12 protein-coding genes are annotated in these 14,136 nt (G+C 64.4%); 6 read left to right on the top strand and 6 right to left on the bottom strand.

What is annotated here, in order from left to right; all coding sequences use genetic code 11:
* Window positions 1-225 precede the first annotated feature (225 nt).
* Window positions 226-2,442, top strand: coding sequence for an ATP-binding protein (locus ABD225_RS10175; protein WP_344084463.1), 2,217 nt, complete (start codon window positions 226-228; stop codon window positions 2,440-2,442).
* On the opposite strand, the gene ABD225_RS10170 is transcribed toward ABD225_RS10175, so the two are convergent.
* The 3 genes from ABD225_RS10170 to ABD225_RS10160 form a co-directional block, all read right to left on the bottom strand.
* The gene (locus ABD225_RS10170; RefSeq protein WP_344084460.1) at window positions 2,432-2,935 is read right to left on the bottom strand and encodes a hypothetical protein; all 504 of its coding nucleotides are present in this window, start codon (window positions 2,933-2,935) and stop codon (window positions 2,432-2,434) included. The two genes, ABD225_RS10175 and ABD225_RS10170, sit on opposite strands and share 11 nt — an antisense overlap.
* 131 nt (window positions 2,936-3,066) lie before the next feature.
* Window positions 3,067-4,911 carry a dihydroxy-acid dehydratase gene (gene ilvD, locus ABD225_RS10165; protein ID WP_344084457.1) on the bottom strand — a complete coding sequence of 615 codons (1,845 nt, stop codon included), beginning with the start codon at window positions 4,909-4,911 and terminating at the stop codon, window positions 3,067-3,069.
* A gap of 63 nt (window positions 4,912-4,974) precedes the next feature.
* On the bottom strand, window positions 4,975-5,493 hold the full coding sequence (locus tag ABD225_RS10160) for a SixA phosphatase family protein (RefSeq protein WP_344084454.1): 519 nt from the start codon (window positions 5,491-5,493) through the stop codon (window positions 4,975-4,977).
* Window positions 5,494-5,645: 152 nt separating this feature from the next.
* Between ABD225_RS10160 and ABD225_RS10155 the strand changes: the two genes are divergently transcribed.
* Window positions 5,646-6,371: a DUF937 domain-containing protein gene (locus ABD225_RS10155; RefSeq protein ID WP_344084451.1), complete on the top strand. Its 726-nt coding sequence runs from the start codon at window positions 5,646-5,648 to the stop codon at window positions 6,369-6,371.
* A 79-nt stretch (window positions 6,372-6,450) separates the two neighbouring features.
* On the opposite strand, the gene gatB is transcribed toward ABD225_RS10155, so the two are convergent.
* From gatB to gatC, 3 genes are read right to left on the bottom strand one after another with little or no spacing between them, the layout of a single operon-like run.
* Window positions 6,451-7,974: an Asp-tRNA(Asn)/Glu-tRNA(Gln) amidotransferase subunit GatB gene (gatB, locus tag ABD225_RS10150; RefSeq protein ID WP_344084448.1), complete on the bottom strand. Its 1,524-nt coding sequence runs from the start codon at window positions 7,972-7,974 to the stop codon at window positions 6,451-6,453.
* 3 nt (window positions 7,975-7,977) lie between these two features.
* On the bottom strand, window positions 7,978-9,501 hold the full coding sequence (gatA, locus tag ABD225_RS10145) for an Asp-tRNA(Asn)/Glu-tRNA(Gln) amidotransferase subunit GatA (RefSeq protein WP_344084445.1): 1,524 nt from the start codon (window positions 9,499-9,501) through the stop codon (window positions 7,978-7,980).
* Between the two features lie 24 nt (window positions 9,502-9,525).
* On the bottom strand, window positions 9,526-9,822 hold the full coding sequence (gene gatC / locus ABD225_RS10140; RefSeq protein ID WP_344084442.1) for an Asp-tRNA(Asn)/Glu-tRNA(Gln) amidotransferase subunit GatC: 297 nt from the start codon (window positions 9,820-9,822) through the stop codon (window positions 9,526-9,528).
* A gap of 129 nt (window positions 9,823-9,951) precedes the next feature.
* On the opposite strand from gatC, the gene ABD225_RS10135 reads away from it, so the two are divergent.
* The 4 genes from ABD225_RS10135 to ABD225_RS10120 all read left to right on the top strand — a co-directional run bounded on the left by ABD225_RS10135 (window position 9,952) and on the right by ABD225_RS10120 (window position 14,131).
* Window positions 9,952-10,530 carry a DUF4956 domain-containing protein gene (locus tag ABD225_RS10135; protein ID WP_344084440.1) on the top strand — a complete coding sequence of 193 codons (579 nt, stop codon included), beginning with the start codon at window positions 9,952-9,954 and terminating at the stop codon, window positions 10,528-10,530.
* Entirely contained in the window at window positions 10,527-11,351 is an 825-nt protein-coding gene (locus ABD225_RS10130) for a polyphosphate polymerase domain-containing protein (RefSeq protein ID WP_344084437.1), read from the top strand. The genes ABD225_RS10135 and ABD225_RS10130 overlap by 4 nt, the downstream gene beginning before the upstream one ends.
* Before the next feature lie 48 nt (window positions 11,352-11,399).
* Entirely contained in the window at window positions 11,400-12,974 is a 1,575-nt protein-coding gene (locus ABD225_RS10125; RefSeq protein WP_344084434.1) for a carbohydrate-binding domain-containing protein, read from the top strand.
* A gap of 233 nt (window positions 12,975-13,207) precedes the next feature.
* Window positions 13,208-14,131 (top strand): phosphodiester glycosidase family protein, encoded by a 924-nt coding sequence (locus tag ABD225_RS10120; protein WP_344084431.1) that lies wholly within the window; start codon window positions 13,208-13,210, stop codon window positions 14,129-14,131.
* The last annotated feature ends 5 nt before the right edge of the window (window positions 14,132-14,136 follow it).

Genomic DNA, 14,136 nt, shown 5'->3' with positions numbered 1-14,136 from the left:
AGCCTTCTCCCACGGCCACCGTAGCGACCACCACCTGCAACCAGGAGGCCCTCTAAGTCATACAAGCCCATTAACGTTCATGAGAAAGAGACACGCTCACGCCGGACTATCACTCGAATCCAAGTCGACGAACCTGGTCGGCTAGACTGGAGGGCCATTCTGCCTCAGCCAATATGGGACCTACCCATCCACTCATCATCAGAAGGACTCCGAGAAGAATTGACCATGAACCTCGCTGACCTACTCTCGGACACGCCATTCGCCAACCCGTACGATTTCGCCAATCCGATAAAGCAACTCAGTGAGTTAGTTGGCAGGGATTCTCAAAAACGCGATATTCAATATTACATTGACCTCGCGAAGCGTGGGACGAACATTAACCTTGCCCTAATTGGCCCTCGAGCCGCCGGGAAGACTTCTCTTCTAAACTACACAGAAGCAATTGCACACAAGTCCGGATTCACGCCAGTTCGCATCAATCTCAACACAAGCGACGCAAGCCCACTTGATCTTTTCTCCAAGATCTTTGACAACCTCTTCACCGCTGCCTGCATGGATGACTACCTGGGCGGTCTCGACGCAGCCTTCTACAAGAATTTCAGGCGCCTACGCGACACTCGACGGGACATGGATCTCGACCTGCACGGACATCAGGTACCCCGTCATCTCTCGGAGTTGCCCGAGGGTGGGAGACTCTCGGAATCCCTGATCGATAGAGAGCTTCGTCTAATAGGTGAGAATCACGTCAAACCCTTTGCGCTATTAATAGATGAGGCAGACGTCCTTAGCGAAACACGCACGGGGCTAGAAATGCTCCGCAATGTATTTATGAACCAAGGTGATTATCTCATCGTATTAGCCGGAACGCCACGACTGCTGCCCGAGTTGACCGAAGTTTTTTCGCCTATAATTAGACAATTCAAGAAGGTCAATGTAGACCGATTCGAGCACCTCGAGGAAACCCGGAAATGCATGTGTGGCCCGTTAGAGGCCATCGGCATCAATCCTGGTTATGGCGCCGACGAGATCCCAATTCCCAACCCCGCTCTAGTACACAGACTCACAGGCGGCCGCCCCTACGAGATTCGCCTATTGTGTCATTTCATGTTTAGGCGGGTGGAAGCCGGCTACCAGACGAATCTTGAGGTAACCACGAGAACGATTGAACTTGTTCAACAAGAGCTCACGATTCGGGAGGACTGGCGCACCCCCTTCATAGCCGCCCTACACGAGCTCAGCGAACGAGAAATGCAACACTTGCGCCTTGTGAGTAGAGCGCAAGGAGCCTCGATAACCGAGCTTTGGGCCCTGGCCAGGACCTTGAATGACTTTGCTGGGACCCTTCCGGAACTGGAGGACGCTGCGCGAGCTCTTGAGTCCAAAGGAATTATCACAATTGACGATGCGGCCCCGGTGCTGATGCTGGACGATCTCGAAGACGTTTATCTCAGGTACTATTCACAAAATTTGGGGATCCCAATGGATCTCACGAGAACTACACTCGAAGACCATTTCACTGAGGTCCTCTCGAACTCTTCTGGCCCACAAACACAGCCAGAGGACCCAGACGTAGGTTACTGGGGCGAATCCAAGGACATGCGCTTTACGGAGTCCGTGTGCTGCCGTCAGCAGGGCGACACAGACGGCGACTGGGATGACTGGCTTTATTGGTGGTTTGTGGAGAACCCTGAAAAGGAATTCGACATCACTGAGTGCGACCTCATCATAGTTGACCCCAATGGACAAAGGCCGATCGGAAAGACGACATCGCTCTCTGGAATAGTCGGCCCATCTCGCAGTCAAGCACTAGTCGACATGAAGCAAGATATCGAAGCTCGAACGGCGGGATATGTGCGGATAGATCTGAGATCAAGGAAGATCTTTACGCCGTCGAGAGATCAAATAATCGAGGCGGTGAGATTTGGCGCACCAACGCACGTGAAACATAATTGTTGCCGCTACCACCTCAACGAGTTTTACGCTCTTTGGGAGCCCGCCACTAGAAACGAGGCCATTAATGAGCTGAAGACTTCGCTGGCATTTGCTGAGATAAATGAGAACTGTACTGCCATGGCACATGTGTGCCTTATCAACGAGGACTGGGTAGGTGCAGCTACTTGGGCGCGAAAGGGTTCCGAACTACCAGCCCGTGGGGATAGATTCTATGCCTCCGGGCAGCACTTTAGTTACGTCCGAGATAGCGTCGTCTTCACGCTGTACGATTTGGCGGTTGCACAGATCGCTCTCGGCGAGCTTGCTGAGGCCAGAAGAGTTGTTTCGCGCCTAACGAGGCTCGTGGAATCCCTAACTACATCAGCAACGAGTTCTGGTGAGATTGCGAGGATCGACAGAGTTGACGGTGCCTTTCGGTGTCGGGGCGTAATTAGAGTTACGAACCGCGACGTAGTTAACGAAATCCTCGCCCTGCTCGCTAGTGTTTAGCTGGTGATTCAGGCAAAGTTGCGCGGTTAATAATTGCCTCTGAGGTCGCGCCCGAGGAGAACTGAATCCCCCGTAAATCCAGGTCGGATAGGTCATACTTCGCAAAACTTCCGCCTCGGAAATCAAGAACCCTGCCCAATTTTAGCTCGGAAACAACCATCCTCACCGCGAGATTTGAAGCTTCCGTCCTTGGTCTACCCAAGGACCACCCCAAATAACCCAGCAAAAGAGCCCTGGCGTTGCCCGGACTCAAGTCGCGTGAGTGGTACAGAGTTTGTATTCCAATAACTGCCCATAAGTTTTCCATTTCGGAACTAGTGGGCAAGAGATTGCGCGCTATTCTCTCAAGTACCTCTAGTTCAGCAACTACCACTTCTCGAGCATCTTTCCTTTTGGCTATCTGATATTGCCTCGCGGCGATGACTCCAATCGCCAGCGTCGTGACGGAAGCCATTGCCTGCGCCGTCGCTGTGCGCATCGACGCCTCAGCCACGGAGTCGCCTTGGCTGTCCATTCCGAAGACTCGAAATACGAAAGGGAGGGCATTCGGAAGCGCCAATAGGAGGATGACGCCAAAAGCGCCTGCTATACCGGCCGATACCTTTGTTAACTTTGACATACGCATCAAGGAACGACGCGGACGGCGCCGTCGGCGGCGGACGAGGCCATGGAGGCGTATGCCCGCAGCGCGGCCGAGACCGGCCGGTCGCGGTCGAGGGGGGTGAAGGGGCGCTCGCGGGCCTGCTGCTTGGCCAGCCGCTCGTCCAGGATGTCTTGTGGCACAGCGAGATTGACCGAGCGGGCGGGGATGTCGATCTCGATGAGGTCGCCATCTTCGACCAGCGCGATCAGGCCACCGCTGGCCGCCTCGGGTGAAACGTGACCGATCGACAAGCCCGAGGTGCCACCGGAGAAGCGGCCGTCCGTGATCAGCGCGCAGGCTTGGCCGAGACCGCGGCCCTTGAGGAAGGAGGTCGGGTAGAGCATCTCCTGCATGCCTGGCCCGCCCTTGGGGCCTTCGTAGCGGATGACGACGACATCGCCTTCTTTGACCTGCTTGTTGAGGATGCCGCTGACGGCATCATCCTGGGACTCAAAGACGACCGCGGGGCCGGCGAAACGCCATACGGACTCTGGCACACCGGCCGTCTTGACGACGCACCCGGCCGGGGCGAGGTTGCCGGTCAGGACGGCGAGGCCGCCGTCGGCGGTGTAGGCGTTGGCCTTATCGCGGATGCAGCCGTTGGCTGCGTCGGTGTCGAGGGAGGCCCACCGGTTCGTGGTCGAGAAGGGCTCGGTGGTGCGCACGCCGCCAGGGGCGGCATGGAAGAGTTCGAGAGCCGCATCGGAGGGCGAGCCGCCGCGAATGTCCCACTCCCCCAACCATTCCGTGAGACTGGCGGCGTGCACAGCGTGGACGTCGCGCTGCAGCATCCCCCCGCGGTCGAGTTCGCCGAGGATCGCCGGGATGCCGCCGGCGCGGTGGACATCCTCCATGTGGTACTTCGGGCTGTTCGGCGCCACCTTGGCCAGGCACGGCACGCGACGGCTAATGGCATCGATATCGGCCATGTGGAAGTCGAGGTCGGCCTCGCGCGCGGCGGCGAGCAGGTGGAGCACGGTATTGGTCGAGCCGCCCATGGCGACATCGAGGGCGACGGCATTGGTGAACGCGTCAAAGGTCGCGATATTGCGCGGCAGCACCGACTCGTCGTCGCCATCGTAGTAGCGCTTGCACAGTTCGACGATCAGTTCCCCGGCGCGCAGGAACAGATCCTTGCGCGCCGCGTGCGTCGCGAGCGTTGAGCCATTGCCCGGCAGCGAGAGGCCGATCGCCTCGGTGAGGCAGTTCATCGAGTTGGCGGTGAACATTCCCGAGCAGGAGCCGCAGGTGGGGCAGGCGGAGCGCTCGATGGCGTCGAGTTGATCGTCGCTGACCGCGTCATTGGACGAGGCGATCATCGCGTCGATGAGGTCGATCTTGTCGTGCACGATGCCCTCGATGGCGACGGTCTTGCCGGCCTCCATCGGGCCGCCGGAGACGAAGACGACCGGGATGTTCAGGCGTAGCGCCGCGAGCAACATGCCGGGAGTGATCTTGTCGCAGTTGGAGATACACACCAGGGCGTCCGCGCAATGCGCGTTCACCATGTACTCCACGGCATCCGCTATCAGTTCGCGCGAGGGCAGCGAATAGAGCATCCCGGCGTGGCCCATGGCGATGCCATCGTCGACGGCGATCGTGTTGAACTCCTTGGCGACACCGCCCGCCTCCGCGACCGCGCCAGCCACGAGCTGGCCGAGGTCCTTCAAGTGCACATGCCCCGGCACGAACTGCGTGAAGCTGTTCGCAATGGCAACGATCGGCTTGCCGAAGTCGTCATCGGTCATCCCCGTCGCGCGCCACAGGGCGCGGGCTCCGGCCATCGTCCGGCCGTGGGTGGAGGTGCGGGATCGCAGCGCAGGCATACTCCTGATTCTCGCACCCGGGCTCGCGGCAGGCGCCGGGCGTCCACGACCCGGCTCACCCGATCAGGGCGTATGGAAGCGATCCAGGCTCGCGACGCCCGCCGCAAGATCGCGCCAGTAGCCCGAGAAGCTGAGCACCGCCAGACCCCCTGTCGGGAAACCCGCCGCCAGCGCCTCATGCGCGCGGCGACTGCCCTCGCCATCGGCGAGGAGGCTGGCCAGGGCAGGTATGCCGGGGGCGTGCCCGATCATCATCACGACGCTCGCGTCCTCATCCGCCTCTCGGACCACGCCGAGCAGGGCGTTGTGGTCCGCGTTGTAGATGCGCTGGTCATAGTGCACATCGGCTTCGCAACAGCCGCCGTCCCACAGGCCCTCGGCGGTTTGCCTGGCCCGCTCCGCGGACGAACAGAGCACCTGATCGACGCCGAGTTCGTGGCCGCTCAGCCACCCACCAGCGGTGCGCGCCTGAGAAATCCCCTCCTCGGTCAGCTCGCGTTCGTGGTCGCCCTCGGGGTGCCGCGCCGCCGCAGCAGCGTGCCGCACGAGGACGAGTTTGCGATCCATGGCAGCGGACGTCATACCCCAAGCATGCCCCTATCGCACGGGGTGGGGCGCTTTGGGGGGAATACCGCGGCCGCCCTTGCTACTTTTGGGTACAGCGGGATCGCCGCGCACTGGAGCGCGCCGACCCGACGCGCTCCCGCGCACGAACAGAAATGGGGTAACCCTCCATGGCGAATGCCGTTGACGACATTCTGAACAGCCTGGACATGGACCAGCTCGCCGCGATGGTGGGCGCGGATCCGAGCGAGGTCGAGGCGGCCACCGCGGCAGCGCTGCCCGCGCTCTTCGGCGGCCTCGACGCGAACGCCCAGGACCCCCGCGGCGCGGGCTCGATCCTCGAGGCTCTCGGCCAGCACGACGGCGCCCTGCTTGATGGTGGGGTCGACCTCGGCCAGGTCGACGCGCAGGACGGCGCAGCGATTACTCGCCACATCTTCGGCAGCAACGAGGACGCGGTCTACAGCCAGCTCGGTGGCTATGGCGCCGCCGGCGGCCTCGGCGGCAGCCTCTTCCGCCGGCTCCTGCCGATCCTCGCCCCGATCGTGCTGTCGTATGTCATGAAGCAGATGACGCAGCGCACCGGCGGCACGTCCGGCGGGGGCTCGTCCTCCGGTGGCGGCGGCCTCGGAGACATCCTGGGTCAGGTTCTCGGCGGTGGCGCTGCCTCGGCACCGCAGGACAGCCAGGCTGACGAGGAGGTGCTGCCCCAGCGCCAGCAGACGCCGCAGGCACCCCAGTCCTCCGGCCAGCCGAACCTCGACGACATCCTCAAGGACGTCCTCGGCGGGGCGGCCTCCAGCCAGAGCAGCCGCCAGCAGCAACAGCAGCAGCAGTCGTCGGGCGGCGGGATCATCGACATCCTTGGCTCGATCCTCGGCGGCGGCCGCCGCTGATCGCGCTCCGCGCGGCACACGTAGGAGGGGTGGCACCGTTCTCGGTGCCACCCCTCTCGCGTGCGCGTGAGCGGAAAGCTCAGTCCGTCAAGCTGTCGAGAATGAGTTGGCGGGCGGCTGCGGCGTCGGCCTGGCCCTTCATCTCCTTCATGACCTGGCCGATAAGGGCGCCGGCCGCCTGGACCTTGCCGTCGCGAACCTTTTGTGCCACATCGGGATTCGCCGCGATGACCTTGTCGACCGCGGCCTGCAGCGCGCCGCTGTCCTGCACCAACTCCAGGCCACGCGCGTCGGCAACCGCCGTCGGCGTGCCCTCGCCAGCAAGCACGCCGTCCCAGACCTGGCGCGCCATCGCGTCGTTCAGCCGGCCGCCCGTGATCAGCGACTCCAACTCCACGACGTGAGCCGGGGTGACGGCGAGGGACGCGGCATATGTCGGCACATCGGAACCCGCGTCATTGGCGCGGCGGGCGATCTCGCCCGACCACCACTTGCGTGCCCCGGCGGGGCTGGCACCGGCGGTGACGGTCTCATCGATCAGGTCGACGAGAGCGGCGTTGACGACATCGCGCATCTCCAAATCGCTGTAGCCCCAGGCACTTTGGAGCCGCTTGCGGCGGGCCGCGGGCGGCTCGGGCAGGGTCGCGCGCAGCGCCTCAACCGTCTCGGCGCTCGGGGCAACCGGGACCAGATCGGGCTCGGGGAAGTAGCGGTAGTCCTCGGCGTCGGACTTCTCGCGGCCGGCGGTCGTGATGCCGGTGTCCTCGTGCCAGTGCCGGGTCTCCTGCGTGACCTTGCCACCGGAGGACAGGATCGCCGCGTGGCGACCGATCTCGTAGCGCACAGCCCGCTCGACCGAGCGCAGCGAGTTGACATTCTTGGTCTCACTGCGGATGCCGAAGGTCGTCGAATCCTTCGGCATGAGTGAGAGATTCACGTCGCAGCGCATTGAGCCCTGCTCCATCTTCACGTCCGAGACGCCGAGCGCCTTGAGCAGGTCGCGCAGGGTCGCGACATACGCCTTGGCGATCTCGGGCGCCCGCTCCCCCGCGCCCGTCATAGGCTTGGTGACGATCTCGATGAGCGGAATGCCGGCGCGGTTGTAATCGACCAGCGAGTGCGTCGCGCCGTGGATGCGACCGGTCGAGCCACCAACGTGCAGCGACTTGCCGGTGTCCTCCTCCATGTGCGCGCGCTCGATCTCGACGCGATAGGTCGAGCCATCCGCCAACTCGACGTCGAGGTGGCCGTTGAAGGCGATCGGCTCGTCATACTGCGAGGTCTGGAAGTTCTTGGGCATATCCGGATAGAAGTAGTTCTTCCGGGCGAACCGACACCAGCTCGCGATCTCGCAGTTGAGCGCGAGGCCGATGCGGATGGCGGACTCGACGCCCTTCTCATTGACCACGGGCAGGGCGCCGGGCAGGCCGAGGCAGACGGGGCATACCTGCGAATTGGGTTCTGCCCCAAAGGCGGTCGCACATCCGCAGAACATCTTGGTGTTGGTGCCCAGCTCGACGTGCACCTCCAAACCCAGCACCGGGTCGTATGCCGCGAGGGCCTCCTCGAAGGGCAGCGTGGCTTCGGCGGTCGCCTGGCTCATGGCTCAGGCCCCCTTTCCGGCGGCGGTGAGATCGGGTGCGGAGTGCAGGAGCGGGGCTCCCCAGGCGGACAGCAGGCGGGCCTCGAGGGCGGCGCCCACGGCATACAGGCGCTGGTCCTGCATGGCCGGGGCGAGGATCTGGAAGCCGACCGGGAGGCCGTCCTCGGGCGCGAGGCCACTCGGCAAGGACATGCCTGGAACGCCGGCGAGATTGGCGGGGATCGTGGCAATGTCGTTGAGGTACATCGCCATTGGGTCATCGATCTTGTCGCCGAAGGCGAAGGCCGTCGTCGGTGCGGTGGGGCTGACGAGCACATCGGCCGCCTCGAAAGCGCGGGTGAAGTCGTCGGCAATCAACCGGCGGACCTTCTGGGCCGAGCCGTAATAGGCGTCGTAGTAGCCACTGGACAGGGCATAGGTGCCGAGGATGATCCGGCGCTTGACCTCGTCACCGAAGCCCGCGTCCCGGGTCGCCGCCATGACCTGCTCAGCGCTGGGGTCGTCGATGCCGTGCGGCGCGACGCGCAGGCCATAACGCATAGCGTCGAACTTCGCGAGATTCGAGCTCGCCTCGCTCGGGAGGATCAGGTAGTAGGCCGCGAGGGCATAGGTGAACGACGGGCAGGAGACCTCGACGACCTCAGCGCCGGCATCGACCAAATGCTGCACCGACTCATCGAAGCGTTGCTGGACCCCGGCCTGGAAGCCGTCGCCGGTCAGTTCGCGGATGATGCCGATCTTCATGCCGGAGACATCAGCTCGGCGGGCGGCCTCGACGACCGCTGGGACGGGCGCATCGATGGAGGTGGAATCCATCGGGTCGTGCCCGGCCATCACCTCATGCAGCAGCGCCGTGTCGAGCACGGTGCGGGCGCACGGTCCGGCCTGATCGAGCGAACTGGCAAGTGCCACAAGGCCATAGCGGGAGACACCCCCATACGTCGGCTTGGTGCCAACGGTCCCGGTGACGGCGGCCGGCTGGCGGATCGAGCCACCGGTGTCGGTGCCGGTCGCCAGCGGCGCCTGGAAAGACGCGATGACGGAAGACGAGCCACCGCCCGAGCCGCCGGGGATGCGATCGAGATCCCAGGGATTGCGGGAGGGGCCGTATGCCGAGTGTTCCGTCGAGGAGCCCATCGCGAACTCGTCCAGATTGGTCTTGCCGAGGATCGGCATACCGGCGGCCTTGAGTCGGGTGACCACGGTGCTGTCATAGGGCGGTATCCAGCCCTCCAGGATCTTCGACCCACAGGTTGTCGGCAGACCCTTGGTGGTCATGACGTCCTTGACCGCGATCGGCACACCGGCCAGCGTCGGCAGGCTCTCACCGGCCGCGCGGCGCTCGTCGATCGCGCGCGCGGCCGCCAGGGCACCCTCGGCGTCGACGTGCAGATAGGAGTGGACGACGCCGTCGACGGCGGCCGTGCGATCAAGGCAGGCCTGGGTGAGTTCCGCGGAGGAGATCTCGCGGGCAGCTAGGCGCGCGGCCAGGTCAGCAGCGCTCGCCGTGATGAGTTCGTTTGTCACAGTGGTGATCTCGCTCTTTCCGGATCAGTCTTCGTCAAGGATGCGGGGCACGGAGAAGCGCTGTTGGTCTTGCTCGGGGGCACCGGAGAGCGCCGCCTCGGGAGAGAGAGATGGGCGCACCTCGTCGGGCCGCGTCACATTCACCAGGGGCATCGGGTGCGACATCGGTGCCACGTCGTCGATCGGCGCATTCTGCACGGTCGCCACGGATTCGAGGATGATCCCCAACTCGCCGACCATCTTGTCGAGCTCGTCGTCGGACAACTCGATCCGGGCCAGCCCGGCCAGGTGCGCGACATCGGCGCGGGTCAATTCGGACATGCGCATCAGTCTATGTGGGCCGTGCGCACGCCCCCGGACCTCGACTCACAGGTGACACACAGAGCGGACATCGGCTCCCGATGGGTTGCGCTGACGAAATAGGGGCACCCGCAAGCCAAGGAGCCCCTCATGAATCCGATCCTCATCGGCGTCGACCTGATCGCCATCACCGTCCTCGTCTTCGCCTTCTTCCTGCCCCGCCACGGCCGGCGCGATCTGATCGTCGCCTTCCTCGGCGTCAACGTCGGCGTGCTTGCCGTCGCCGCGGCCTTGGCGACCTCGACGGTCAGCGCCGGCTTGGGCCTCGGGCTCTTCGGGGTGCTCTCAATCATCCGGTTGCGCTCGGAGGAGTTGAGCAACTCCGAAGTCGCCTACTACTTCGCCGCGCTCGCCCTCGGGCTGCTCGGAGGGCTGGGAAGCACCGATGCTCCGCTCGTTGCCGGCCTGATGGGCCTGATCCTCGCGGCACTCGCCATCGGCGATCACCCGGCGATCGCCCGCCGCACAGAGCGCCAGTCCATCGTGCTGGACCGGGCGTATGCCGATCCGGTCGCCACGCGCGCGCACGTCGAGCGCATCCTCGGTGCCGAAGTCGCGTCGCTGACGATCCTCAAAACCGACCTAGTCAATGACACGACCACCGTGGACGTCCGCTACCGCCCCGGCACCGCACTCGCGACGCCCAAGGCGCCGAAGGTCGCCCGATGACCGCCACCATCGCCACCAAAGAGGCCGTCATATCGCGTGCTGAGGAAACCATTCCGGCACCGGTCGGTGCCGACTTGGCACCCATCTCCCTGCCCGAATTGGTGGCCGCCGGCGAGTTGTTGACTCGCGTGGACCGGAAGTATGTTGTCCCGCTCGCCACGATCAAGCGCCTGGCCGATCGGCTCGGGCCCGACTCCCGGATCCTCCAGATCGACGGAGCCCGGACCTTCGGCTACCGATCGATCTATTGGGACACAGCAGAACTCGCGAGCTTCACCGCTGCTGGCCAGGGTCGCCGGCGCCGGTTCAAGGTTCGTTCCCGGGCCTATGTCGACACGGGCGCAACCTTCCTCGAGGTCAAGACGCGCGGTCCGCGCGGCACGACAGTCAAGGAGCGCATCGAGCATCCGGAGATCCTCAGCGCCCGCCTGGACGTCGAGGCGTCCGACTTCGTGTCGGATCGCCTGGCGGCCCATGGGGTCGAGGGCATCGACGCGAGGGCGCTGCAGGCCACCCTCATCACGCGCTACCGGCGGATGACCATCGCGACGGTGACCGCTGAGGGGTCCCTCACACGCGCCACCATCGACACCGACCTGCGATTCCGGGTGCCGGCCGGCGCTGCCTTGGACCTTCCTGGACTCGCGATTATCGAGACCAAAGGCACCTCGACTCCCTCGGCAGTCGACCGCGCACTCTGGGCGCTGGGCCACCGACCCGTCCGCGTGAGCAAGTACGGCACCGGTCTGCGTGCCCTGCGCCCGGAACTCCCCGACTTGAAGTGGCACCGGACCTTGCACCAGCACTTCCTCACAGCCTGAACCTCACTCACCCCGCAAGCCTTTTCACCGATCCAGGAGCTACCCACCATGAAGACACAGCGCATCACCTCGGCGCTCGTTGCCCTAACAGCCGGCCTCGGCTTGGCCGCCTGCGGGGGCAACGCGAGCGGCACACCCGCCGGTTCGGTAACCTCCGCTGTCTCGGGCTCGACTGGAACTTCTTCGAGCAGCAGCGCTCCCGCCTCCGGCTCGGTAACCAGCGCCGAATCGGCGCTCCTGAGCGACAATGCCGCCTCGCACGCATCGGCGCAGGACACGACATACGATGCGGCACAGGCTGTTTCGGTGACCTTGGCCGACGGGGCGAGCACGGCGTCAGGCACGGCAGGCGTCAGCATCAAGGACGACCTCATCACGATCTCCACGCCGGGGACCTATGTCCTCAAGGGCACCTTGACCGATGGTTCGGTCGTCGTCAACAGCGATACCGATGGCACGGTGCGCCTCGTCCTTGATGGCGCCACGATCACCAATAGCGTCGGCGCCGCCGTGAACATCCAGGCCGCGGACCAGGCGGTTGTCGTGCTGGCCGATGGCACGACCAATGCGTTGACCGACGGCACGGGATATGACACCTCCGCGCAAGACGCCCCGAATGCCGCGCTCTTTTCGATGGCGGATCTGACCATCGGCGGGAGCGGATCGCTGACGGTCACGGGCAACACGAATGACGGCATAGCGAGTAAGGACGGACTGGTCATCCAGGGCGGCACCATCCAAGTCACCGCCGTCGATGACGGTGTTCGCGGCAAGGACTACCTCATCGTTGCCGGCGGCAGCCTCGACGTCTCGGCCGCCGACGACGGCCTGAAGTCGGACAACGAAAGCGACGACACGGTCGGGTACATCCTGATTTCCGGCGGAAAGACCACCGTCACCGCGGGCGACGACGGCGTCCACGCCGAAGGGGACCTCGCGGTCACCGGCGGCACCGTCGAGGTGACGAAGTCCACCGAAGCACTCGAAGGCGCCAATATCGTCATCGAGAACGGCTCGATATCGCTGACCTCCTCCGACGACGGCCTCAACGCCACGGCCGGCACCAGCTCGGGCGGCGGGATGGGTGGCGGCGGGATGCAGGACGACGGATCGCAATTGCTCATCAGCGGCGGCACGATCGTCGTCAATGCGGGCGGGGACGGCCTCGATTCCAACGGGCGCACCACGATCAGCGGCGGCACCACGGTTGTCTATGGCCCGACGATGAATGGCAACGGATCCCTGGACTCCAATGGCGGCACCACCGTCACCGGAGGCACCGTCCTGGCGGCCGGCTCGTCCGGCATGGCCGAGGCCCCCGACAGCGCGTCGACCGGGGGCTGGGTCCAGCTCGGCTTCTCCAGCACCGTCAGCGCCGGCCAGACCGTGAGCATCGCCTCGGGCGATCAGGTCCTCGCCACCTTCACTGCCGTCAAGGACTACTCGAACCTCGTCTTCACCGGCGCCGGCATCACCTCCGGTCAGTCGTATGACGTGTGGTTCGGCGGCGCGCTCGCCGCCGACCAGGTCGCCACCTTCTCGCTCGGCGGCTCGATCGATGGCGCCACCAAGGTCGGCTCGGTCACCGCCGGGCAGGGCACCGGCGGCATGGGCGGGCACTGAGCCAGCCACCCGTCATACAGCCAGGACACCTCACGAAGTTTCCTCGCTCGCAAGCTCGCTCCGGTACTTCGCGGGGACCCCGTTCGGGAGCTTCGCAATAGGTCCCAGAGCACCACACCAGTCCCGCACTCGCGCAACAGAACCCGAAGGACGATGACATGACCGCGACCCTGATCCCCCCGACGCAGACCCCCTCGCAGCCCCCGGGCCCGGAACCGGTGGGATCACGACGCATGGGGCGTCGTGCCGCCCTTTACGGCATCGGCGGTGTCGCCTTTGCTGGCCTGGGCGCCACCGGCGGCTGGGCATTGAACCGTTATGTCGTGGACCACGTCGAGGTGAGCAATGCCTCCGAGCAGACGTCAACCGCCATACAGGCCGTGGCCGCGGACACCACGGGTGCGACGAGTTCCGCGGACAGCTATACCAGCGACACGGCAACGATCAAGATCACCAAGGTCGTGACGGGCTCGGGCAGCGACCAGGTGACCTATTTCGTCGCGGACGTCACCGTCAGTGATGCCACGATCGTCAAGAGTGCCTTTGCCAACGACCAGTTCGGGCAGAACATCATTGCCTACCCCTCGGCGATCGCGGCGCAGGCCGGTGCGGTCCTGGCGATCAATGGCGATTACTACGGCTTCCGCGACACCGGCATCCAGATTCGCAATGGCGTCATCTATCGGGATGCCGGCGCCCGAGAAGGTCTCGCGTTCTATAAGGACGGCTCGATGAAGCTCTACGACGAGACCGCGACAAATGCCAAAACGCTTCTCTCCGAGGGTGTTTGGCAGACCCTGTCCTTCGGTCCAGGACTGGTCGAGGGCGGCAAGGTGCGCAGCGGAATCGAGTCAGTGGAGGTCGACACGAACTTCGGGAATCACTCCATCCAGGGCCAGCAGCCGCGCACCGGCATCGGCCTGATAGGGAACAACCACCTGCTCTTCGTCGCTGCGGACGGCCGCAGCCCTGGCTACAGCCGTGGAGTGACCATGACCGAATTCGCCGAGATCTTCGTCAGCCTCGGCGCCGAGGTGGCGTACAACCTCGACGGCGGCGGCTCGACCGCGATGATCTTCCAGGGCAATCTGGTCAATAACCCGCTGGGCAAGGGTCAAGAGCGCGGGACGAGCGACATCGTCTACATCGCGGGGTGAGCGGC

Origin of the sequence: Nostocoides veronense, assembly GCF_039531185.1 — a bacterium.
GTDB lineage: Bacteria > Actinomycetota > Actinomycetes > Actinomycetales > Dermatophilaceae > Nostocoides_A > Nostocoides_A veronense.
This window is presented reverse-complemented; position numbering and strand designations above follow the sequence as displayed.